We start from the raw sequence: 23,384 nt of genomic DNA on the forward strand, positions 1-23,384 counted from the left end.
TGGCGGGCTTGCTGCACAGGCAAGCCCCCTAAATACCCGATCACCTTCTAACCCGTCAACGAATCATACTCATGGAACAACGAACTTCCTGTAGCCCTTGCTGGCACCACGCTATGTAAAGCGCTGCGCCTTTATCGACCGGTAAAGGCAGATGAGGTTTGCCTGTGGATCACACAGGCTTTTCATTCAGGAGCAGTTCATGAAGCATGTCATTCTTGCTAGTGCATTGATCGCCATCTTTGGTGCCGCCCAGGCACAAACGGTTCCCCCATTCAACAGCGTCGGCAGCACGACCAGCGACCTGCCTGACAACCAGGCCCCCTTGCGCGTCGGCGGGTCTACCTTGACGGGTTTCCACGGCCCGCTGGATGCCCCCGGGATTGGCTTCAATGATCCGTCTCGTCCAGCGGGCTACTACATCATCAGCCTACAAAGCATCAACAATTTCAGCCCCAACGGTAGCATCACCACGGATGGCAAGACATTTAGCCAATACCGACTGAATGGCTACTCACACGCCGATGACCCGTCAGGTCCTGTCATCTCGACCAACTTCAATTGGGGCAAGGTCAATGCCTCGGCCAGGCAGGTGTACTACGGTATTGCCACCGATCATGCAGACAACACGTCCACGCGCGTTGACACCGCCTTCGAGGTAGGTGACAACATCGGCTTCGTCGTGCCAGTGGCGAAGACGGAGTACGCGGCGGCAGGCTTTGTCGCATTGGCTTCGCGCGCAGCATCCGTTGCGCCCACCACGCTGACGGGTACGCTGACCCTGGAAGCCAACTACCAAAGCCTGCACGGAGAACTGGCACGGGCGGACGGCTTGGCCGGCCTGGATGTCAGCGCGACCAACATCGACGCTTCGGCAGGTACTTTCTCCGGCCAGGCCTCTTATGTTGATACACAAGTGGGCTACATCATCGACGGTACGACCAAGGGCCACTTCTATAGCTCGGGCGATACCAGCTCCCTGGCTGGCGTGGCCAGCGGCAGCAACAGCGCCGACAGCTTCGTTGCCTCTTTCGGTGCCACGAAGAAGTAAGCAGACTGCGTAACTGACCTGTCAGTCTTTACGCAATAGCCCCTTCAAGCACAGCGGATGTGCTTTCCCGGAACCTGTTCATGCGGACAGGTTCCGTTTCTGCTTTACAACCCGGCCCGCCCATGTCCTATCTTTCCGTTACCCGAGTCATGGTTTTTTGCTGCCTGTCTTACTGCGTTAGCACCTACGCACAACAAGATACCAGCGACCGGCTTTGGATGCAGTCCGAACAGAATTCTCAACGCTTGCAACAACAGCTGCTGCCTGACGACACAGACTCTCAGGCCAGCGAAGCCTACCAGGCGGCCATAGATGCCATGACACTGACCCCCGAAGGTCGTCTGCAACGATTGACGCTTGAAATACTCAAAGCTGTTAATCACAAGGACTGGTTCGGCGCCAGCAGGTTATTGAGCCAGTACGCCAGAGTACCCCACCATGACCCGGCATTATTTGACTTTGTCTCAGCCAGCCGGCTTGCAGCCAGCGGCGACTACAACCACGCCGTCGATCAATACCGCAAAGTCCTGGAAACCAACCCTTATTTTTCCAGAGGCAGTCTGGACCTGGGGCGAGTCCTGTACACGGACAATCGGCTGCACGATGCCGGCATCGTGTTCCGCCAACTAAAAACGCAGGCGCACCCCGATGACATCCGACAATATATCGACCAGTACACCAAGGCCATAGAGGAACGTCAGCAGCTGCACGTATCGCTATCTGCCTCATGGGTGCACGAAGATAACCTGAATCAGGCTTCTACTTACGTTGACTCTTGCGCCATGATTTTTGACGGCGCTTGTCACACGAATATCCCCGTCGCAAAAAAAGGGGACAGTGGTCTCTACTATGAAGCCAGTGCGGACAAGCTCTGGTCCCTCGCCGGACACCATAACATTTTGTTCCGCAGCATCAACTACGGCAACCATTACTACCATGAGAACAGCTACGACAATTTCGTATCCACCAACTATCTGGGTTATCAGTTCAATTCAGCGCATAATCAAATCCAGGTGTTGCCGTCTTTTGAGTACGACAACGAAGGAGGTCATAAGGCGTACCATGCATTCGGCATGCGTGCGAGCTTCCGCCGCCAACTCACGCCTCGCGCACTGGCAGAATTGAGCTACGAATACAAGAACAGGCACTTTTCCCACAACTTCTCTTATCTTCAGGGGAACTATCAAGGTATTTCGTTGTTCGGTGTGTATTGGCTGCACCCCAGCACACAACTGTACGGCAATCTGATGTGGCGTGATAACGATGCAAAACAAAAGGTTTTTGCCTATCGTGAAAAAATTGCACGCGTTGGTATTTTCAAGTCTTTCCAGAACCAGATAACGCTCAATATCGCCTATACCTTCCGGCACAAAGAAGCAGAAAGTTCGAATGCTTTCTTCGGTGGGCGGCGTCAGCGGGACAATGAAAATGGTATCTACGTCGGACTCACCGCCCCCTACCTTTCCTGGCACGGACTGACGCCCACTTTCAGCTATGAGTACCGGAAAAACCGTAGCACGATCCCGCATGCCTACACATTTGAAAAAAGCCGCACAATGCTAGGCGTCTCCAAAATCTTCTGATCAAGCGCGATCTACGCTATAGCCACACACAAAATACTCACAGGCCATACAGAACCTATACACAGAGTTATGCACAGGCGTTCCTTGTCCCAAACACACCTAGCCCATCACCCCAGCTTCACCACCTTCCCCGTCGCTGCCGCCTGAATGATCGCTTCGGTCACGCGCAGGTTCTGCACGCCGTCGCGCACCGTCACCAATGGCTCGGCTTCGCCGCGCACCACGGCCGCGAAGTGGGCCAGCTGGAAGTCAATGGGGTCGCCACGGCGGACGGCTTCTTCGGAGACGTCAAACGGTTTCCACCACGACCGGTCGGCTTCGCGCGCATAGGTTTTCATGCGCATGGTGGGCACGGCCAGCGAACCCATGGTGCCGGCCAGGGTGTAGCAGTCTTCGTCACCATAGCTGGAGTAGGCCGGGTTTTCCTGGCTGGTCTGTTCCCAGCTGCGGGCACTGGCAGCCGTGTCCGACAACATGAACACACCCAGCACGCCATTGGCAAAACGCAGGTTGATGGCTGCCGTGTCTTCCACTGCGAAGCCGCGTACCGCGTTCGATGCGAAGGCCTGCACGGCAATGATTTCGCCGCACAGCATGCGCAGGTTGTGCACTTCATGGATCATGTTCAGCAGCACCGGACCCGCGCCGGGTTCCTTGCGCCAGGGCGCGCTGGCGTAATATTCGTCCGGCTTGAAAAACTGCGCGCTGCCCATGACGGAAACCAGGCGGCCCAGGCGGCCGGATTGCACGATTTCCCGTGCCTGCGCCATGATGGGGCTATGCGTGCGGTGATGACCCACCAGCACCTTGGCGCCTTCGGCTTCCACGCGCTGCATCAGGGCTTCGCCTTCTTCCACGGTGGCCGTCACCGGCTTTTCCAATAGGATGGGCAGGCCGGCGTCCAGGCACTCATTGGCATGCGCCAGGTGCAACTGGTTGGGGGTGGCCAGGATAACGCCATCCGGCCTTGCCTGCGCCAGCATGTCTTCCAGCGACGCAAACCAGCGTGCCCCCGCCATGCTTGCGAGTTCCTGCGCAGCAGGGGCAGGGTCGATCACAGCCACCAATTCGCAATCGGCATTGCGCCGGATGCTGTCCATATGTGCCTGGCCGATATAGCCAGCTCCAGCGACTGCGATACGGGTCTTGCTCATTACACACTGCTCCTGTTGCTTGGGTTCCTTAGCCTGTGCCGTTCCTGGGGATGGCGGCACTCGCAGAAGTGTAAAGGCATGGCATCGCAACACCATCTACGCGGCATGAATCCGGATATCACACTACATTGATAATTCGCCTATGCAGCACGCTAGCGCCAAGGCTGACGCTTCTGTACCAAGTAGCCTGCATGCCGCTCGGATTCGCCAGGCACCAGGCAGTCCATTAGGACTGTCTGGTGCCCGGATTCATCCAGGGGGGATTTCACCGGGCGGACTTTGCGCATTTTCCGCCAGCCGGTCCCGGCGCAGACTGTTTCCTGTTTTCGTTTCATCGAAGCCACAGGATCAGGCATGTTTTTTCCACACACTCCGTCGGGCTTTTCTGAATTGTCGGTCTCTGCACACGTCGTTCCTGGAAACGCAGGCGGTCGCCCATCCACCCAACGTACTGGCCTGGCCCTGAATAACGACCTCGTGTTCAAGATGCTGTTCTCGCGCCGGCTCGATTTGCTCTCCGACCTGATCAATGCGGTGCGCTACCACGCAGCGCCTATCCAGGTCGTGGAAGTGCTCAACCCTTCTATCCTGCCGGAAGACCTTGATGGCAAACAGATCGTGCTAGATATCCTGGCGCAGGACGCAAACGGCCACCGCTTCATGGTTGAAATGCAGTTGAGGCGCTACCTGCACTGGCCCGAACGCAACGTCTATTATCTGGCGCGCAATCTCTCCGATCAGCTCCAGCATGGCCGCGACTACCGTCACTTGCGGCCCGCCATCGGTATCAGCCTGCTGGACCATGAACTGTTCCCTGACTACCCACAGCAGGCCGACTGGCACTTCACCCTGCGCGATACCCGTCATCCCGGCGTGCAGTTGGGCCAGGCCATGCAAGTACATATAATCGAATTGCCCAAGGCAGAACGGCTGCACGGCTATCCCTCAGCGCTGCCCGATTGGGTTGCCTGCCTGCGCCATAACCTGGATGAAGACCGTATGAGCCAGATTACCCACCCTCCTGTACAGGATGCCTTGAAGCACCTGCAGGGCATGTACTCCGACGAAGCCTTGCGCCTGGCCGCCGAACGTCGCGAACTCGCGCTGATTGATGAGCAGGATGCACTGGATTATGCGCGCCTGGAAGGCGAGGGGATCGGCCGCCATAAAGGCCAGGCCCTCATGCTGAAACGCCTGCTCGAACGCCGCTTCGGCCCGTTGCACAGCAATGCCCTGGCCAGGCTGGAAACCGCCAGCACAACTGAGATCGAACGCTGGTCTGATCAAGTGCTGGATGCCCCATCCCTGGAAATGCTCTTCCAGTAAGCACAAGAACGCCTATCATTCATTGACAAATCCCCCCCAGCCCTCTACGCTTGCCAGCGTTCCTGGGGGGGCCCACTCAATGGGCTGAGATTCCGCTGTATCGCGGTGACCCTTAGAACCTGATCCGGATCATGCCGGCGAAGGGAAGGGAGTCTGCCCACGCGCGCGCCTGTCCGCTTCTTCAACCCATGGTTGCGCGCCGGGTTGCTGTGCCTTTCCGGTACACGCCTATTCCCCTTTTTGCGCGCAGCCAGATTTTGCGGCCATCCTGAAGGATCGCCGCAGGAGATGCGCTGTCATGCTCACTGAAAACGCCACCCTGGCCTGGCTGCTGGGTTTCTCGGCGCTCTATGCGCTGGCCGGTGTGGTTTATGCCCGCCGCCAACGCGATAACCTGGAAGACTTCATCGTCGCTCGCAACAGCCAGGGTTCCTTTGCCACCATCCTGACGCTGATGGCCTCCTCGCTGGGCGCCTGGATTCTGTTCTCGCCCCCGCAAGCTGCCACCTGGGGGGGCCTGGCCGCAGTGATCGGCTATGCCCTGGGCTCGATGTCCCCACGACTGATCATGATTCCGCTGGGCCAGCGCATGCGTGAACTCAGCCCGCGCGGCCACACGCTGACCGAGTTCCTGATCGTGCGCTATGGCCGTCCGATGTACGTGCTGACGCTGTTGATCATGCTGTTCTATATGTTCATCTCGCTGACGGCGGAAATCACGGCCATCGCCAAGCTGGTCACGCTGCTCGCCCCCATCCCGCTGTGGGTCACTGCGGCCATCGTCATGGGCTTCACGCTGCTTTATACGGCCTATGGCGGCTTGCGCGCCTCCATCTTTACCGACAAGGTGCAGATCGTCATCATCGTGCCGCTGTTACTGGTCATGCTGTGGCTGGGCTGGAAGGCCACGGGCGGCATCAGCGCCACGGCCGAGATACTGCGCCAGCAGGCGCCGCAACTGCTGGATCTGACCAACGCCACCGGCCTCAAGGCAGGCGTCACGTTCTTCGTCGCCATCCTGCTGACCGGCATCTTCCACCAGGGCAACTGGCAGCGTGTTTATTCCGCCAAGGATATCCCGTCCATGCGGCGCGGTTTCCTGCTGGGCGGCGTGCTGGTGGTGCCCTTCATTTTCGTGATGGGCCTGTTCGGCCTGGCCTTCGTCGCCTACCACCCCCAGGGCGATAGTTCGATCGCGCTCTTCACCATTATCATGCCGGATGTGCCGCTCTGGTTCGCCATTGCGCTCATCCCGCTGGGGCTGGCGCTGGTCATGAGCAGCGCCGATACCGTGATCAGCGCGGTCTCCAGCATTATTGCCGTGGATGTCAAACGCCTGGCCCCCAATACCAGCACGACTACGCTGCTGCGCCTGGCCCGCTGGCTCATCATGCTGCTGGCCATTCCCGTGATGATTGTCTCGGCGCAAGGCTATAGCGTGCTGTACCTGTTCCTGCTGGCAGACCTGCTGTGCGCCGCCGCCGCATTCCCGGTGTTCTATGGCCTCTACAGCCGCCGCCACGACGGCCGCACCGCCACGCTGGGCACCCTGGCCGGCCTGGCGGCTGGCCTGACCTATTTCCCGTCACCCAGCAGCAACATGAACACGCTGCTGGAATCCTTCCTGCTGGCCGCATTGGTGCCGGTCGCCGTGGTCTGGCTGTTGCAATTCGTGCTGCCGAAGCGGCAAGAGTTCAAACTGGAGGACTTGCATCTGGCGGTGCAGCGGCTGGACCAGGATTGATTACTGCCAGACGGGCGGGCCCGCCACCAGCCCGGCCGGCTACCAAAAACTGTCCCTAACGCTGCACCTTCGGCTTGCTGCCCCCAGGAGGGAGTTGTCTTGGGGAGGCCCGGCGACAAAAAACAGCCTGGAGGCGTGGCCTCCAGGCTGTTTTCACTTCATCAGCCGGCCGCATATGCCCAGCCGGCACTCAGTTCTTCTGCGCTGCCTTGAAGATGGTGAAGCCGTCGTTGGCTGCCACCAGCAAACGGATGTCCTTTGCCACCAGCTTGCCGCCGGAGGTAGTAACGGTATCGACGATCAATACGCCGTTCTGCGCCAGGTGACCCTTGTAAGAGCAGCTGCCTTCGGTCACGTCGGAATACTGCAGGCTATCCACGCCGAACATGTTCTTGGCTTCGCTGGAAGGCTGGTTGTTCAACAACGCCACCGCCTTGCAACCCTTGGTCGCATCACCGACGATACGATAGCGGCCAGTCCCGACCGGCTCGTCATCGTCATTGGTCGTCATGATTTCCTCTACTGTCAGCGACGTCAGCACCGGACGGCTGCCGAACGACAGCCAACCGCCTTCCCCTTCATAGCGGCCACCGTTTCGTACCGCCTGGAACAATTCAGTGCCGGTTTCCTGCGGCGGCTGCACATAGCTCATTTCCGTGGCGGTCGGCAGGCCGCGAATTGCCGTCGACGAGAAGTTATTGGACGGATCATCGTACAGGCCACGCAGCTTGACCGTATTGCCGACGTTCTCGTTACGCAGCGTGCCCGCAAAATGAATGCCGCTGTAGATCGTATCGTTGTAGCGGCGCCAGAACAGCGCGTCGTCGGCATAGAACTGGCCATTGCTGCCTTCCATGCCCAGGCGCGTGATGCTGTAGAGCACGTCGCCATCACCACTGCCCCGGTACATCAAATATTCATGATTGGGCAGCACCACCATGTTGACGGCCTGGCCGGTGAAGGGGTCCGTACCGCTCCATGAGCCTATCGGGTTGGTCGCGGCGCTCGCGGTATTGCTGGCAAAGGTATTGAACGTGCGGGGAATCGCTGCAGTATTGCCCGGCTTGAGGTAAGTACCGTCCAGAATATAGGTATTGATATTGCCCAGGCGCGTTGCCAGCCAGATGCCGGATTTCTGGTAACTGTCGTCGTAGCGCACGATGGCAGTGCCCGTCAGCGCATTGCCTGCCTGTTCGCAGGTATTGCTGGTGGTAGAACCGAAGTCGTTGTACAGCGTCATGCTGACGGAATAGAACGGGCTGGTGGCACCGGAATTGGCCGCGTCGCTACGAGGCGTCACCATGCCATAAAAACGGCAGTTGCCGCTGCGACCGCTCAAGCGGCCTGCCCAGTCCACATACAGGGCCCAGCCGCCACCATCAGAAGTATCGCCGCGATATGCCCCCTGAATGCCGTTGGTGATCAACAGGTTCGAATCCTGGCTCGACAGCAGGTTGTCGTATTCCATGCCGAAGGTAATGAACGTCGACGCGGAATAGGGCGAGGTAAAGCGACCGTCCATGGTGCCGGAATCCGTGTTCCAGGCGGCAGTGGTGCGTCCCGCGACCGTTGCCGTCACCGACGCAATGGAGCGGAACGAACCTGTGCCGGTGGAAACGGCAGGGCGCATGTAATACGTGGCATTGGTGGCGGAGAAACGGCCACCGGACTGCGTCCAGTTACCGTACAGGCCGTCATAGCCGGTTTCATCGGTACCGCCACGGGCAAAGAAGAAATTCCCGTTGCTGCCCGTCACGCCCGCACTGCCGGGGTCGACGATACCGAACATCGTTTGGCCATCACCGCTTTTGCCCGACCAGACGCCGGCAGGATACTGGCTCGTGGTTGAAATAGGCCCTTCGCCGATATCGCTGTCATCGCCATCGCCGCCACCACAAGCAGCCAGCGCGAAGGCGCAAAGGGATAGGGCGGCGCTTCGGCTTGCTGCCATACGGAAAATTTCCAGTCCGCTCACATTGACTCCAGATTTTGCTGTGTCCCACCGTCCGGTTGCATGAGCGACGGCGGGACTGAGTTTTCACAAGAAAATGCCTACTGCTTTCGGTGACGCGGCTTCAATCGCTATAGATTGACCGGATCTGTTCCACCGGCAACGCCAGCGGACGATTCTGCGGCTCGAAGGCATAGCGCAGATACAGGCCGCCGGTGAACTGGCGATAGTCCTTGGCGTTATCCAGCCCAAGATGGCCGCCGAAGAAAAGCTGTGGCGCCACCTGGTACTCCATCGCCCCGGAGAAGTTGTATCCCACGCCAGTCTTGGACTGTCCGGCATAGCGCGCCCGGGCCGCGTCGTCACTCAGGTCTGCCAGCGATGCCATGTTCTGCGCCGCCTCGTAGGCAGCCAGCTGCCGCGCGCTGCTGGTCGGGAAGTAGTTGGCCGGGTCTTCCTTGAAGTGCTGCAGGCCGATGCTGCCGGCCACCCGATAGCTGAGCCGCTCGGTACGCTGCGACCAGTCTATCGGCACGGACACGGATACGAAGTTCTGCGGGCTGAAGTACCCTCCATGGCCATAGGTGAAGAAGCGCCGGTTCTTGCCATAGCCCATGCCGGTGACGTTCACACCGGTGGTCAGGCGCGCATCCTCTTCGTCCATCAGGTGCACGTACATGCCGCCGCCGCCCTCGATGCGCGTGTTGCTCGCCACGTTGTGACCAGTCAGGTAATGATACGAACCATAGCCATAGAAACCATAGCCGGGCTCGGGTTCGTAGGTCAGATCCACCCGTCCGCCGGTTGCCACGACGCCCCCCCATTTGTCGCCAGTGCGCTCGTCCTTGGTACCGGCATAGGACAGCACACTATCCGTGACCGGACGGCGCGATGCCGTGGCCTTGTAGGCGAACTCGTCCCCCAGCGGCCCCTGGACCGACAGGCCTCCGACAATATTGTTCTCCTGGAAGCCCAGCGGCGTCGCGCCAATATCAGCCTTCAGGTAATCATTTTCATACTTCAGCGCCAGGCCGACCCCTTCCTGGCTCTGAGAACCAGGCGAAACCGGACGGCCGCCGGATTCCGCGATCAGATAGGACTCATAGGCCGCCTGCGGGCCCCCGCCAAAGCGGCTGCTGGCATCATAGGTCGCCAGGCTGCGCGCCGTTTCCGGCGTGCCGGCGTCTATGCTGACCATCGTGGCGTTGACGGAAATCTTGCCGTCGCCCAAGGGCATGCTGGCTTCGATGGGAACGCTGTATTCGTCCATCTTGCCCAGGCCTTTTTCGCCATCGCGCTGGCGTGTCGATACTCCCATGGCAATGGTTGGCGTGCGCTCCTGCTTGAGTTCTTCGAACTCTTCGTTCAACGAGCGCGGCCGTCGTGCGGCAACCGGCGCTGCGCCGGGCGCTTCGTCGTATTGCCAGCCTGAATCCTGCCCCTGGCCGGCGGATGCGCCATAGGAACCATAAGCACCATAGGCGCCGGCCGGTGCCATCGCCGGGGCATTATTCATGGCCAGTGGCTGCGATGCCGGCACCTGGGATGGCGCCTGTGCCGCCCGTGCCGCTTGCGCCGGCAGGGCAACGGCGGCATTGGCGGGCAGGTTGCGGGTACCCGGGGCACTGGCCGCACGGCTTGCCGCAGGCGCAGCTGCCTGGGCCTGGCCGCCCGCACCATAATTCCAGCCCGGGTTACCTGCCACGGCAGCACCAGCCTGCACCGGCGGCGGAATATAGGCTGCGCCGGCAGCATAGGGCACGCCCTGGAAGGCAGGCGCGCCGCCAGTCCGCGCGCCCTGGTTATAGCCGGGAGCCGGCACGGCCATCGCCGTTGCCGCAGCGCCGCGGCGGAACGGATTGCCGCCGGTACCGCCCTGGGCATTCGCGAAGCGATTGCCCGCCGCTGACCCCGAATTGCCACGCCGCTGCGCGGCGACAGCCTGGTCGTAGTATTTGACTGCCTGGGAATTCTTGCCCCGGGAACGGTAATAGCGTGCGGCCGTAGACAGCACGTCATAATCATCAGGCGCCTGCTTGAGCGCGTTTTTCAGCGCGGATTCCGCATAACGGTAATCCTTGGCCTGCTCGGCCACCATGGTAACCGCCAGCAAGGTTGGCACGTCTGCCGCATTGATCTCCAGCTCGTCCTTATAGATGGCCAATGCATCGTTGTAGTCGCCGTTGTCAGCGTACATGCGCGCCAACGCGCTGCGGGCATCCTTGCTGACGGGCTGTTCCTGCAACAGGGGCTGCAGCACGTCGTAAGCCCCTGCCAGGTCACCGGACAGTCGCAAGGCATCCGCCTGGCGCACCACATAGGCATCACGCAGGGATTTGAAGCTGGCCTGGTCGGCACGCGACAACGGCTGCGACGACAACTGCTGCAAAATGCCCGCCAATTCCGCATCCTGCCCAGTCTTCAACAACACCGCTGCGTATTGCAGCCACAAGCCGGGCGGCGGCGCGACCGACCCCACGATGGCCTGGCGCAGCAGTTCCGTCGCCACAGCCGGCTGACCGACATCGGCATAGGCGCTGGCAATCACCCCCAATAAATCCGTGTCACGCCCGGCCACGCCGCGCAGCTCCGAAAGCAGTTGTTCAGCCTGCTGTTGCTGGCCTTGCCCGGCCAGCGCCAGGGCACGCTTGCTTTGTTCATGAACCCAGGCCTGCTTGTGCAGGTTGGCCAGATCCGTATTGCGTTCGTTGCCCGGCACGCGCTCCAGCAGTTGCAATACCGTGCGCCAATCTTCCTGGGCAGCGGCAAACAGGGCGCAGGCATGCAAGGCATCCGCGGTCGGCGTTCCGCTGCTCAGCAAGGCCTGCATCAGGCCCTGGGCCTGCTCGGCCTGGCCGATGTCCATATAGAGCCGCGCCAGTTCAAGCCGTATCCACGGATTCGTCGGGTCATTCGCAATGGCGCGTTCCAGTGCAACCTTGGCGCTTTGCACATCGTTCTGCTGCAAGGCCAGACGTGCCTGCCGCATGGCTTCCTCGGCGCGCAGCGCCCCCAGGTTGCCCATGCCTTCCTGCTGTTCCGGTGTCAGCCGAGCCACCAACTGCATGGCTTCCTCGGATTTGCCGACCTGCGGCAACACGGTAATCAGGCCACGCAAGGCATCCGGCTGGTCCGGTGTCTGCTTGAGAACGTTGCGGTACAGTGTTTCGGCAGCGGGATAATCTCCCTGGATGTACAGCACATCTGCCAGATTATTCTGACCAGTGGGTTCCTGGCGGTCTATGCGCACGGCCTGGGTCAGCAGGCGCTGCGCCTCGGACAGGCGATTGTCGGCGCGTGCCTTGTCGGCCCCCCGCACCAGGGACCAATACGTTGCGCTATCCAGGGCCTCTTTCCAGCGCCCCGCGTTGCCACGCTTGGATGCCTGGGCAAGCAAGACCTGGGCTTCCTCGAAATTCTTCTGCTTGAGACGCACCAGCCCCAGCCCGCCCTGGGCATCGGCATCATTGGGGCGCGCGCCCAGCACGGACTTGAATTCGATTTCCGCATTGACCAGGTCATCCTGGTCCAGCAAGCGGAAACCGGCAGTCGTGCGGTCGCGGTAGGGATCGCGGTTGACGCGCTGCGCCGCCTGCTGCGACTGCTGGCGCTCACGGCCAGCCTCTGCCACCTTCTGGCGTATGCCCTGGTCATCCGGATAGGCGGACAGGTAGGCGTTGTACATACGCACGTCGGCCGGACTGCCGCCCAACCATTCAAGCGCCTGACGCCAGGCCTGGCGGGCCTCATCGCGCACGGCGGGCTGACGCGTCAGTTCTGACAGGCGGCGTATGCCTTCGGCACGGGTAGAGTTGCGGTAGGTCAGATGACGCGCCAGCGCCAGGGCCTTGACCGGATCATTGGGGTTGGCCTGCGCCAGCCGCTCGAAGCCACGCCGGGCTTCTTCCCAGCCATCGGCGCTGCCGCCCAGTGCCTGGTAATACTCCATGGCCAGTTCGCCGCTGGGCGCCTGGCCGCCAAACACCTGACGGTATTCGTTGGCGGCTTCTTCCACGCGCCCCTGTTGCGCCAGGTTGCGCGCCGCTTCCAGCTGGCCACGGCTGCCAGCCAGCTGAATGCTCTGTTCCAACTGACGCACCAGGGCGCTGCGCGGGTGGGCGCTGCGCAACTGGCGCAGATAATCTTCGGCCAGGGGCACATCATTGTCATCCAACGCGAGTTGAGCCATACCCGCCAGCGCATCCGGTTGTGTCGGGTCGATGCGCAACAGCTTTTCCCAGCTTTCCTTGGCTCGCACAGTATCGTGGCGGCCCTGCCAATAGCGGCTCTGCTCTATCAGCACCTGCACCGGATCCGTGGCCTGCTGCGCCATTCCGGGCACGGCATACCCAAGGACGGCTGCAACGCAGAGGCGACTGGCCAAGCCGGTGGCACGCCTGTTTTTCCTGGGTTTGTTCTTGACAGACATCGTCATACGCTCAAAGAAAGAGGGATTGATCTGACACTATAGACGCGGTGCTGGCGCTGGCTTATTTCCGGGCCAGGACCAAAGTGCCATCGGCCGAAAAATGATACCGCTGATCCACCCAGCCCAATGCGAACAATGCCAGCACCATATCGTAGTAGGGCGGGAAGTTCGCGGGAGTGCCATCGGCCTGCGGAATCTGCTGCTGCACCCGTTGCCACTGGCGCTGGTAGGCCGGTTCATCCTTGAAGGCCCGCAGGTAGGGGAGCAAGGCGGCCGAGAAACCTACCGGGCCATCGCCTGACACCTCGCCAGTCAGCGCACGCACCTGTTCCGGCGGCCACTCCCGTGATGCCAGGACCCGCCGCATTCCCCCCAGCGCATCAAGCGCCTCCTGGAAGAACGGGTCCCGGGGCGAAGTCATGCCCGCCCACATGTAGCACCGTATGGCATCATAGCTGCCCAGGTCGCCTTTGTAGGGGTCCAGGATGAACATGCCGCCATCCGGCGCACTCGCCTGGTAAGCCACCCAATCAGCAATGAAACCCTGCCGGCAGCACTGCCGCAACAGGGTCATGGAATTGTTGGCGATACCACGCCACGGGCCGGTCGGGTCAGCCCCCGCCAGCCGCCGCAGTTGCGGCAGCATCAGATAGCTGGGGTTGAGCCGCCATACCCCTTGTTCGGGATAAGCAAAACCCGTCGGGCCGGGCAACAGCATCTCGCCCAGACCCGGCAAGGTGGCAACTTCCTTTTTCCGCACATTCGCCAGCAACTGCTCGGCAGGCTTGCGCAGCGCCGGGCGCCGCCACAGGCGCGCAGCTTCCAGCAGCGCATAGGCAAACCAGAGATCGGCATCCGAGGCAGAGTTCGGGTCCAGGATGCCCCAGGTACCATCTTCCCTGCGTCCCCACTGCCAGGCTGGCAGGCGTTCATCCACGCCGCCTTCGAAAAGATTGGCCACACTCCAGTTCCAGATGGCATCGAAACGCGCCTGGTCGCCCGCCACCAACGCAAAGAACATGCCGTATGACTGGCCTTCAGATGTCGAATGCATCTGCGGCACACTGAAATCCACCACTCGCCCATCCGCCTGAACGAAGGTTTCCGCAAAATGCTGCCACAGCGGCCAGCCTGCGCCTGCCGCTGCCTGGGCGCGGGCTGCCGGCGGCATTGCCAGCCATGGCAAGGCCGCCAGGACAAGCCCCTGGCCCAGGAAATGGCGCCGGCCTGTCCCTGCCGTGGCAGGGCTTCCGTCCTGCCCGATCGCGCCCGCCAGGGCACGCCCAACACGATGGCCCGCGCTCATGGTCAATCTCCCTTCAGTCTGGCCTTGGCCTTCGCCCGCAAAACGGCATAGATCAGGAAGGCCAGCAGCAGGGCGCAGCCCAGTGCCAGCAGCAACATCAACAATGGCCGTGACGACAGATACCACTGGATGTGCAGCAGGAACGGCAGGCTGCCCGTGTAATAGCTGGGTTCGGCCAGCAGGCTGACCACGTCCTTGTCCTTCACGACAACCAGGCTGCCCTGGATCTTCGGAATCAGGTCGGTATCCAGCAGGGCTTCCGCCGTCTGCTGCACGGTCCCGTTGCGGCCGCTGGAGACCAGCACGACGCTGCGGCCTGCACTGAGCGGGGATTCGAAACCGGCAATAACGCCATCGGTGGAATCACTGCGATAGGACAGATTGGCGTTCACATCGCGCCGCACCGCTTCCCCGTCACGGTTCCACCAGGCCAGGGCATCGTTGACGAAATCCGCAATACCGAACCGACTGGCCTTGCCATCTTCGGCGGCCGGAATGTGGGCAGCCCATTCACGCAGCAGCGGCTGGTTCGCGCTATTGCCCAACACCAGCAAATCGCGATCCTGCAGGATGCCAAGGTTATTGCCCTGCGCCACCGTCACACCCACCACTGGATAGCCCGTGGATTCCCCCATGCGGCCCATCAGCGTCAGGTAAGCGGAGAAATCGGAAACCCCGGGCTTCTCCGGCATGACCACCACGGTTTCCGAAAGATCCGCCAGACGCGTGAACGGGAAACCGGTATTGCTGAAAGCCGCCAGGTCCGGCATGGCGATAAAGTGCGAGAAGCCGGAAATATCAATGGTCGAATCCGGCTCTACACTGCCCTTGACGTTATCCAGCACAACGTCGCGGCAGCTGCCCTCTTTCAACGGATCGTAGTAATAGTGGAACTGCAGCTGCGCGCGCGACGGCAGCTTGAACAACGGAATGTCGAACTGTTCCTGAACCGGCTGACCATCTGCCGGCAGGATGCGGTTCACCAACCGATCCAGCGAACTTTCCCCTACCTGGCCGGCTGCGGCCAGCGGATAGGACTTCAGGAACTGATCGCTGACATTGACGTTCAGGCTGGCCTTGTGCGACGACATGCGCGGGGTATAGCGGTACTTGAGATCTACCGGAATCCCTTTGTCGCGCCAGGCAAACAGATCCGGCGGCAAGCGGAAATCAACCCGGATGAGATCCGGCGAATAGCCGCTGACCTGCAGCTCGTCGAGTTCGGTCACCAGTTCACCGAACTTCACCGCACGGTCGGAGCGCAGCCAGTTGGGCGCGTCGTAGGGCAGGCGCGGCTTGACCTGGTCGATGGACGTAATGGTTGCCGTCTGTCCGGACAAGGACACGCCACCCAGCGTCAGCGCCTGGGCGGCCAGCTTGATTTCATTGCTGTCCCGGCCCATCACCAGCAGCAGCTTGCCCGTGCTGTCCCTGGGGTTGGTCACTACCGAGAGCGTAGGGCCGCTGATATTGGACGGTACGGAAACGCCAGCCAGGCGCTCGCGGCCCGTCATGAAGACGACGGCATTGCCTTGCTCGGGCACGCTGCGTGCAACGTTGAAGCGCGCACCACGATAGGATGCCAGCGCGCCAAACCAGGACGCCGTCGCCCCCGCAGCTTCCAGCACGCCGTTATCAGGCATTTCCGGGAACACGAACGGCAGGTCCAGCATATTGATGTCGCGCCGGTCGAAGAACGGCAAGGGCAGCAGGCTCAGGTCATTCTTGAGCGCCACCGGGATGACATCCAGTGTCAGCACGCTGTTGTTACTGACATTGGCCCACAGGGTCGAATTCAGCGGGTCTTCGCATTCCAGCGTGTAGTGTCCGATCAACTGCACCGCCAGGCGGTTGTAGTCGGCGAAGTTCTGCACAGGAATCGGTATCTGGCGGTCCAGCGCCTGGCCCGCCGTATTCCTGGGCACGGGAATGGTATCGATGACGTCGTCATTGACGATGACCTTCAAGTGCGACAGGTCCGGCAGCAGTGCAGGGGAATACGTATACGACAGGTCGACCTTCGCGCCGACGATGACTTCATCGGAACGGACGGAAAACGGCACGCTGTTGATACCGTCCACGCCACGCAACTGCATGGGATACAGCAGGCCCAGGTCCTTCAGCGTCAGCTTGTAGGTCTTCGTGCGCGTGCTGGAAACCGCACGGGCAACCGGCGTGGCGGCATCCTCCGCAACGGTCGGCGGCACAAAGGGTCCCTGCTGGGCCTGAGCGGCCAGCGACGCTGTCGCCAGCGCCATGGTGGCCAACAGACGGCGGACATTGCTGCGTGAATCAAATTTCATAGACATGGGCGATGGGCCTGCGGCAGGTAAACATTCGGACGGGCGACGATGATGCTCAATCACCGGTTTCCAGCTTGGTGCGCTTGGTTTCGACCCGGTTTCCCTTCACCAGATCGACCAACATATTCTTGGAATGGATGAACAGCAGGGCAATGCCCCTCATGCTGACCCGCAACAACGAGGCCAGCGAAGATAAGGGTTTGTCGCGCTTGAGCTTGCCCCAGAACGTGGTCCAGATATCTGCACGCGCGAACGTCATACGGGCAAATTCCACCTCTTGCTGCGGCGTCAGGTCCACGAACTGCAAGCCAATATTGCGGCCGCGACTGAACACAACCTTGGCGGGCAGGGTGGCTTCTTCATCGTTGCGGTAAATAGACACCATCAGGCGTTCATGCAAGGGCACATCGACGTCATCCGGCAAGCGGATGCCCAGGCCGCCCTGGGAAAAATCGACCGTTTCGCAGGCAATCGTGCCGCCCGACGCAAGCTTGAGCATGGATTTGATCCGCATCGACACACGGTGGCTTTCCCGTACCTGCCTGGTCTCGCTGGCGGCCGCCACGCAGGCGGCCAGCAGCAGCGTGTTGTAGACGATCCAGAACAGGTTGATGGTCAATGTCGCCGTCACGCCGTGCTCGGCGAAGCTGGCGCCGGTGACCAGGTGATAAACGCCGAAGCCCACACCCAGCAGATTGAGCGCCAGCAACACCAGGTAGGGCTTGGCCATGGTCCAGTCGAAATAGGCCTTATCGATCACGCCGCCCTTGGCCGTCACGTTGAACTTGCCCAGTTTGGGATCGATAAAGAAGGCCACCAGCACTGGCCGCAGGATGTACCAGGCCAGGACGGACTCATAGACTTCATTCCAGAAGGAATGCCGGAACTTCCCCTGCACCTGAGAGTTGGTCACCGTAGCCAGCAAAATGTGCGGCACGGCATAGGCAGTAATCATCAGCGCCGAGGCATTGAAAACGTGAATGCCGAACAGCAGATACGCCAGGGGCGCCGTCAGAAAGATCAGCCGCGGCAAACCATAGAAGAAATGCAGTGCCGCATTGGTATAGCAAAGCCGCTGGGCCAGCTTCAGCCCCTTGCCCAACAAGGGGCAATCCATGCGGAAGATCTGCGCCATGCCGCGCGCCCAGCGAATACGCTGGCCAATGTGGCCGGACAGACTTTCCGTCGCCAACCCGGCTGCCTGGGGAATTCCCAGGTAGGCGGTGTTGTAGCCCAGGCGCTGCATCTTCAGCGCCGTGTGTGCATCTTCCGTCACCGTTTCCACGGCAATACCGCCGACTTCCAGCAACGGGGCACGTTTGATGACCGCGCACGAACCGCAGAAAAAGGTCGCATTCCAGAGGTCATTGCCATCCTGCAGCAATCCGTAGAACAGTTCGCCTTCGTTGGGCGTCACCCGGAACGTCTGCAAATTGCGCTCGAAGGGATCGGGCGAATAGAACACGTGGGGGGTCTGGATCATCGATAGCTTCGGGTCCTTGAGGAACCAGCCCATCGTGATCTGCAGGAAAGAGCGCGTCGGAATGTGATCGCAATCGAAAATTGCGATGTAGTCGCCCGTCGTATGTTCCAGCGCAGCGTTGATGTTGCCGGCCTTCGCGTGGAAATTATTGTTGCGCGTTACGTGCGTTACACCAGCTTCGGCGCAGAACTCGCGGAATTCTTCCCGGCGCCCATCATCGAGCACATAGATTTTTATCTTGTCGCGCGGCCAGTCCAGGGCCATGGCGTTGAACACGGTCTGGCGCACGATGGCCAGGGGTTCGTTGTACGTCGGGATGAAAATATCCACCGTCGGCCATTGCGAAACATCGTCCGGCAGGGGCACTGGCTTGCGGTGCAGCGGCCAGGCCGACTGGAAGTAACCCAGCAACAGGGTCACCAGCGCATACAGCTCAGCGATCAGCAGCGTAAAGCCGAAGATGATATCGAGGATATGCTCGAACCCCAGCGTGGAAGTCAGCCGCCAATACATGTACCGCAGCGACGCGGCAATCGACAGCATGATCATCGCAAACAGCGCGATGCGGCCCGGTACCCGACGCAACAGCAGCGACAACGTGATGCTCGCCACTGCGAAAAACGCCTGCTGCCCCAGAGACAGCGGCACGGTAATGACGAGATAGAACAGGAAGACCGACAGCGCCACAATCGCGTAGCGGACCGGTCGGCTGTTCCACAACGGCAGATCCGCCGCCCGTTCACCCCACGCCGACAGCCTGTCGGCCAGGCTCGGGGTGCTGGGTTTATCGTGAGAAGACGGAGTCGCGTTCATGCGTCAAACTTCCATTCATTCAGGCTGGATCGCAGCCAAGCGGCCGTTGAGCCATTGCGCGCATTCCAGGAAATCATTGGTCGCCTGGCTGTGAGGGGCATAGTCCAGAACACTGCGGCGACAGGCGATGGCCTCGCTCACTGCGGCATCCTTGTGCACGACCCCGATCACGGCACGGCCAAAATTCTGGCGCATCAGGCCAGTAACGTCCTGAGCCAGCTGATTGGCAGCGTCGAACTGATTCACCAGGTAGCCAGCCGTATCAAAATCGGCCCGATGCTCGCAGTACTGCTCCAGCATATGCTCCATGCTCGGCAAGGTGGCATAACTGGCGGCATCGGCCAGCGTCACCACGACTGCCGCATGGCAGGCCTGCAGGGCATGGCGCATGTAGACGGACGCACCCGGCGGCGTATCCAGCAGCACGACCGCATCATCTTGCAGACCCATCTGGGCCAGCCGGGTACGCAGCCAATCGCCGCCATGCTGCATTTCCGCTTCCAGCAGTTCACGTGCACCATCTTCGATGTAGCCGAACGGCAGCAGGGCAACCCCCGCCTCGGTACTGAGACAGACATCGCGCCAGGGCCGATGCGACAACGCAGCGGTTGCCAGTCCATCGGGAACCGAAAGGTCTACGCCCAGGTGAAAACGCAGGGCGCTTTGCGGGTCCATGTCGACAAGCAACACCTGGTGTCCTGCCCGTTGCAGGGCAACGCCGAGGTTGACGGTGACGGTTGTCTTGCCTACCCCCCCTTTGGGAGATACAACAGAGACTATCTTCATAAGCGATTCAACCGTTGCGCCAGCAAAAACGACGCTTGCCCCTGGGGCTGCGCGTCATCGCTGTCATTCCGGGAAGCCTGCGGCTCCCGCTGAAAAACGTTACGCAGGCCATCCCCCTGTGATACGGGGCCTGCAGCATTCAGGAAAGCAGCGGGCAGGGCAGGTTCACTGCGGGTAGCCGCACCCATGCCATTGTCAACATCGCCAAGAATGCGTGAAAAAACATCCTGCAGCCCATTTCCCTGGGGCCTAGCCGGCGCACCAGCCTTGACCGGTGCAGTCACGGCCTCTTCCTGGCGCAACGCCAGCTTGGCGGCCAGGGAAAAACCGGCAGCACGCGCATCCGGTTCCACCTCCTGGGCAACCGGCTCGCTGGCTGCGGCCAACACCGAAGCAGGCTGTTGCCGCAATTCGGGTTCGGCAGCCCAGACAGCCTGGCGCAGCCCGGGCTGCGGTTCCGTTTCCGGAGCGGCCCAGGCGCCCAAGGGTGAAGGCCTGGCGGCAACCGGAGACGTCATTTCAGCCAAGGGAGCTTCAGCCAGCCGGGCAGCGGCGCCATCCTCGCGCACGACGCGGGGCAACTGCGGCTCCTGCCGGCGGCCCAGTGGAATACTCAGCAAAGAGGCGTCCTCGGGCGACCCCGACTTAGCAATGTCCTCTTGCAGGGAAGACAGCAGCGGCCAACGAGCCAATGCCTCACCCGCGCGCTCGGCGCGGTTGATTTCCCTGTAGGCTTTGGCACTGCCGCCAATTTCCTCGAACAGTTTGCTTACGTCGTTGGTATCTTTCATAAGTCGACTTGCCTCTTTGCACTGCAACCGCTGCCTCAGCGAAACAAGCCCGGCGAACGGGCAGGCGCTTGTTGCGCCGCACGCTCCAGCCGGAATTCAACGCTGCCGGTCACATCTATGTCGGACGCCTGCTTGACCATCAGGCGCGGATCCAGCCGCAGGGAAAGGAACCATTGCTGATAAACGCCTTCCAGGAAGGCGGGGCTCCACGAAGCGCTTTTTTCTCCCAGGGCGGCAACCAGCGGCGAAAACCGATGCACGATGCGCAACGCACCGGCAGTTTCCTCGAGCGTAGTTTGCCCCCATTTGAGCTGGGACCAGAACAGATTCATCTGATTCTGCAACGCATCCAGCGTTGTCGCTTCCCCCAACGGTTGGGACTCGGCGAAGCTCTGGCCCACCCGCCGTGCAAACACCCTGGCGTCAGCGACACCAAGCTGTTCAGACAACGCATTGCCAAAAGCTTCCAGCAGCGGACGTACCGAGACCTCCGACTGCAATTCCCTGAAATACTGGACGAACTTAGCTTCCATCTCGCCTAACCTTCTTCTGTATCGTTGCATCTGGCCACATGGCACGTTGCGCCACGCGGTGTTGGAGCGTTTATGGCAGCAACGTTTTCTTCAGCAACGAATCCTGCGAAGAAAGGGAAGCCCCTGCGAGGCTGCCATGAAGCGGCCATCAAAGCAGCATGCTTTCCATGCTTGCGCTTGATCGCCCATCGTGTCTGATGCCAGCCCGTCAAAGTTCACCTGATTACCAGGACAACCTTCACGGAATTATCGACGTTATTTCCTTATTTCCATCATTCATGACGTTAAAACCATGCAAATCATTGCAAAATTACTATAAAAGTAACAATAAATCACATGTAAACGCCAGTCTGCACAAAAAAACGAAGATTTTCCTGGCGATCATGCCAATCTGCGCATAGTCACTAATTGTAAAAGACCGCTATGAATGACGATACGAAACGGCGATAGTTTTGGTTCAGAATCACAGGATTCTGCAAATTGACAACACTTTGAGGCGCTTCCGTTACATTCAAAGTGAAGAAAAGACGTGCCATACCGCACCAGAAATCTGGATATATCTCTAGTCCAATCCGAATACGTCGCGCGTATAGACCTTGCCGGCGACATCAGCCAGTTGCTCCGACCATCGATTGGCCACGATCACATCGCTGCGCGCCTTGAAGCGCGCAAGCATGGGTTCGTTTTCACATCCCATGTAGCTGTCCTGAACCAGTTTGGGTTCGTGAATCAGGACTGATACGCCGGCAGCCTGCAGGCCGCGGATGATATCCTGCACCGCCGACTCGCGGAAATTGTCCGCTCCTTCCTTCATGACCAGGCGGTGAACCCCTACGCACGTCGGCCGGCGCGCCAGGACCGTTTCCAGCACAAACTGCTTGCGCATGGTATTGGCGTCTACGATGGCCCGCATCAGGCAGTTGGGTACATCGGCATAATTAGCCAGCAACTGGCGGGTATCCTTGGGTAGGCAGTATCCACCATAGCCAAAGGACGGATTGTTGTAATACATCCCGATACGGGGATCCAGGCCTATCCCTTCAATGATCTGCCGTGTCTCCAGGCCCTTGATCTGGGCATAGGTATCGAGCTCGTTGAAAAATGCGATACGCATGGCCAGGTAGGTATTGGCGAACAACTTGATCGCCTCGGCCTCAGTGGAATCGGTATAGAGCTCCGGCACATCCTTGCGGCTCGCGCCTTCGCGTAACAAACGTCCGAACTGACGGGCAGCATCGGTACGCGCGCCCACGATAATGCGGGACGGATGCAGGTTGTCGTACAGCGCCCGTCCTTCGCGCAGGAATTCTGGCGAGAAAGTGATGCGCTCATACCCGAATTCCTGGCGCAGCCCTGCAGTAAAGCCCACGGGTACCGTCGACTTGATGATGATTTCAGCGGCCGTGTTGCACCCCAGCACTGTCCGAACCACCTGCTTGACGCTGCGGGTATCGAAACCATTGGTATGGGGATCGTAATCGGTGGGTGTCGCCACGATCACGTAGTCGGCGCTCCGGAATGCCTCGCTGGCATCGCTCGTCGCGCGCAGGGATAGCTTCCTGCTTGCCAGGAAGTCCCTGATATCCGGGTCTTCGATCGGGGAGCGGCCCTGGTTGATGGCCTGGACCTTGCCTGCATCGATATCGTAGGCCATCACTTCGTTGGCCTGCGCCAGCAACACTGCATTGGACAAGCCAACATAGCCAGTCCCGGCTACCGCGATTTTCATAAGCCTCGCCGCCTTTCATCAAGCACCCAACCGGCGGCCGGCCCATGCGGGGACCAACCACCGGTTGTCCTCCCGAAGTTATATCCGTGGCCGATGACGTCAGCATGACCGCGCCAGTGCCGGCGCAACAGACCTATGTGGGGACGGCTGCCACCAGAAAAATGCGGCCTGCTGCCCCAAATGGCTTGCCAGGGCGCTGGATGCTGAACAAGTCCGTGCACAAGCTGTGCATCGATTCTGGATAACTCGGCATCGATGCCTTATCCGAAAATCCATCCACTTTTCATGCCAGACCTATGCATAAAGTTGCGCACATCGATAACGGCATCCAAGTCATTGTTTTTACTGGAATAACACCCAACGATGCACATATCCCCAGGCCTTATCCATTATTACCATCTATAT

General features: G+C 60.3%; 14 protein-coding genes and 1 riboswitch. Of the genes, 4 read left to right on the top strand and 10 right to left on the bottom strand.

Annotation, left to right across the window (positions count from 1 at the left end; genetic code table 11):
• The first annotated feature begins 199 nt into the window (after positions 1 to 199).
• Both EV679_RS01105 and EV679_RS01110 read left to right on the top strand, forming a co-directional pair.
• Positions 200 to 1,048 carry a hypothetical protein gene (locus tag EV679_RS01105; RefSeq protein ID WP_130486336.1) on the top strand — a complete coding sequence of 283 codons (849 nt, stop codon included), beginning with the start codon at positions 200 to 202 and terminating at the stop codon, positions 1,046 to 1,048.
• Positions 1,049 to 1,170: 122 nt separating this feature from the next.
• On the top strand, positions 1,171 to 2,631 hold the full coding sequence (locus EV679_RS01110) for a surface lipoprotein assembly modifier (protein WP_165389925.1): 1,461 nt from the start codon (positions 1,171 to 1,173) through the stop codon (positions 2,629 to 2,631).
• Between the two features lie 107 nt (positions 2,632 to 2,738).
• Here the strand turns inward: EV679_RS01110 and EV679_RS01115 are convergent, their stop codons facing one another.
• Positions 2,739 to 3,785 carry a Gfo/Idh/MocA family protein gene (locus EV679_RS01115; RefSeq protein ID WP_130486338.1) on the bottom strand — a complete coding sequence of 349 codons (1,047 nt, stop codon included), beginning with the start codon at positions 3,783 to 3,785 and terminating at the stop codon, positions 2,739 to 2,741.
• Positions 3,786 to 4,139: 354 nt separating this feature from the next.
• Here EV679_RS01115 and EV679_RS01120 point away from each other — a divergent pair, with 354 nt between their 5' ends.
• The gene (locus tag EV679_RS01120; protein WP_130486339.1) at positions 4,140 to 5,111 is read left to right on the top strand and encodes an Rpn family recombination-promoting nuclease/putative transposase; all 972 of its coding nucleotides are present in this window, start codon (positions 4,140 to 4,142) and stop codon (positions 5,109 to 5,111) included.
• A 54-nt stretch (positions 5,112 to 5,165) separates the two neighbouring features.
• Positions 5,166 to 5,274: riboswitch (TPP riboswitch) on the top strand.
• Between the two features lie 135 nt (positions 5,275 to 5,409).
• Positions 5,410 to 6,855 carry a sodium:solute symporter family protein gene (locus tag EV679_RS01125; RefSeq protein WP_130486340.1) on the top strand — a complete coding sequence of 482 codons (1,446 nt, stop codon included), beginning with the start codon at positions 5,410 to 5,412 and terminating at the stop codon, positions 6,853 to 6,855.
• A gap of 190 nt (positions 6,856 to 7,045) precedes the next feature.
• On the opposite strand, the gene EV679_RS01130 is transcribed toward EV679_RS01125, so the two are convergent.
• The 9 genes from EV679_RS01130 to EV679_RS01170 all read right to left on the bottom strand — a co-directional run bounded on the left by EV679_RS01130 (position 7,046) and on the right by EV679_RS01170 (position 22,979).
• Positions 7,046 to 8,806 carry a hypothetical protein gene (locus EV679_RS01130; RefSeq protein ID WP_130486341.1) on the bottom strand — a complete coding sequence of 587 codons (1,761 nt, stop codon included), beginning with the start codon at positions 8,804 to 8,806 and terminating at the stop codon, positions 7,046 to 7,048.
• 124 nt (positions 8,807 to 8,930) lie between these two features.
• Complete coding sequence (locus EV679_RS01135; RefSeq protein WP_165389926.1) at positions 8,931 to 13,139, bottom strand: cellulose biosynthesis protein BcsC; 4,209 nt, start codon at positions 13,137 to 13,139, stop codon at positions 8,931 to 8,933.
• A 157-nt stretch (positions 13,140 to 13,296) separates the two neighbouring features.
• Positions 13,297 to 14,541 carry a cellulose synthase complex periplasmic endoglucanase BcsZ gene (gene bcsZ, locus EV679_RS01140; RefSeq protein WP_130486343.1) on the bottom strand — a complete coding sequence of 415 codons (1,245 nt, stop codon included), beginning with the start codon at positions 14,539 to 14,541 and terminating at the stop codon, positions 13,297 to 13,299.
• Positions 14,542 to 14,543: 2 nt separating this feature from the next.
• On the bottom strand, positions 14,544 to 16,850 hold the full coding sequence (bcsB, locus tag EV679_RS01145) for a cellulose biosynthesis cyclic di-GMP-binding regulatory protein BcsB (protein ID WP_130486344.1): 2,307 nt from the start codon (positions 16,848 to 16,850) through the stop codon (positions 14,544 to 14,546).
• A gap of 49 nt (positions 16,851 to 16,899) precedes the next feature.
• Positions 16,900 to 19,140 carry a UDP-forming cellulose synthase catalytic subunit gene (gene bcsA, locus EV679_RS01150; RefSeq protein WP_130486345.1) on the bottom strand — a complete coding sequence of 747 codons (2,241 nt, stop codon included), beginning with the start codon at positions 19,138 to 19,140 and terminating at the stop codon, positions 16,900 to 16,902.
• 15 nt (positions 19,141 to 19,155) lie between these two features.
• Entirely contained in the window at positions 19,156 to 19,926 is a 771-nt protein-coding gene (gene bcsQ / locus EV679_RS01155) for a cellulose biosynthesis protein BcsQ (RefSeq protein WP_068373490.1), read from the bottom strand.
• Complete coding sequence (bcsP, locus tag EV679_RS01160; protein WP_130486346.1) at positions 19,923 to 20,717, bottom strand: cellulose biosynthesis protein BcsP; 795 nt, start codon at positions 20,715 to 20,717, stop codon at positions 19,923 to 19,925. The genes bcsQ and bcsP overlap by 4 nt, the downstream gene beginning before the upstream one ends.
• A 35-nt stretch (positions 20,718 to 20,752) precedes the next feature.
• Complete coding sequence (bcsD, locus tag EV679_RS01165; protein ID WP_068373483.1) at positions 20,753 to 21,250, bottom strand: cellulose biosynthesis protein BcsD; 498 nt, start codon at positions 21,248 to 21,250, stop codon at positions 20,753 to 20,755.
• Positions 21,251 to 21,812: 562 nt separating this feature from the next.
• A complete protein-coding gene (locus tag EV679_RS01170) occupies positions 21,813 to 22,979 on the bottom strand; it encodes a nucleotide sugar dehydrogenase (protein WP_068373481.1) in 1,167 nt (388 codons plus the stop codon).
• Positions 22,980 to 23,384: the final 405 nt, after the last annotated feature.

It is taken from the genome of Kerstersia gyiorum (genome assembly GCF_004216755.1).
Classification (GTDB): Bacteria; Pseudomonadota; Gammaproteobacteria; order Burkholderiales; family Burkholderiaceae_B; genus Kerstersia; species Kerstersia gyiorum.

Bases quoted from the DNA above. Each gene is read 5' to 3' on its own strand.
- EV679_RS01115 (WP_130486338.1), bottom strand. From the start codon at position 3,785: ATGAGCAAGACCCGTATCGCAGTCGCTGGAGCTGGCTATATCGGCCAG.
- EV679_RS01130 (WP_130486341.1), bottom strand. From the start codon at position 8,806: ATGGCAGCAAGCCGAAGCGCCGCCCTATCCCTTTGCGCCTTCGCGCTG.
- EV679_RS01120 (WP_130486339.1), top strand. From the start codon at position 4,140: ATGTTTTTTCCACACACTCCGTCGGGCTTTTCTGAATTGTCGGTCTCT.
- bcsD (WP_068373483.1), bottom strand. From the start codon at position 21,250: ATGGAAGCTAAGTTCGTCCAGTATTTCAGGGAATTGCAGTCGGAGGTC.
- EV679_RS01170 (WP_068373481.1), bottom strand. From the start codon at position 22,979: ATGAAAATCGCGGTAGCCGGGACTGGCTATGTTGGCTTGTCCAATGCA.
- EV679_RS01125 (WP_130486340.1), top strand. From the start codon at position 5,410: ATGCTCACTGAAAACGCCACCCTGGCCTGGCTGCTGGGTTTCTCGGCG.
- bcsZ (WP_130486343.1), bottom strand. From the start codon at position 14,541: ATGAGCGCGGGCCATCGTGTTGGGCGTGCCCTGGCGGGCGCGATCGGG.
- bcsQ (WP_068373490.1), bottom strand. From the start codon at position 19,926: ATGAAGATAGTCTCTGTTGTATCTCCCAAAGGGGGGGTAGGCAAGACA.
- EV679_RS01105 (WP_130486336.1), top strand. From the start codon at position 200: ATGAAGCATGTCATTCTTGCTAGTGCATTGATCGCCATCTTTGGTGCC.
- bcsP (WP_130486346.1), bottom strand. From the start codon at position 20,717: ATGAAAGATACCAACGACGTAAGCAAACTGTTCGAGGAAATTGGCGGC.
- bcsB (WP_130486344.1), bottom strand. From the start codon at position 16,850: ATGTCTATGAAATTTGATTCACGCAGCAATGTCCGCCGTCTGTTGGCC.
- EV679_RS01110 (WP_165389925.1), top strand. From the start codon at position 1,171: ATGTCCTATCTTTCCGTTACCCGAGTCATGGTTTTTTGCTGCCTGTCT.
- bcsA (WP_130486345.1), bottom strand. From the start codon at position 19,140: ATGAACGCGACTCCGTCTTCTCACGATAAACCCAGCACCCCGAGCCTG.
- EV679_RS01135 (WP_165389926.1), bottom strand. From the start codon at position 13,139: ATGGCGCAGCAGGCCACGGATCCGGTGCAGGTGCTGATAGAGCAGAGC.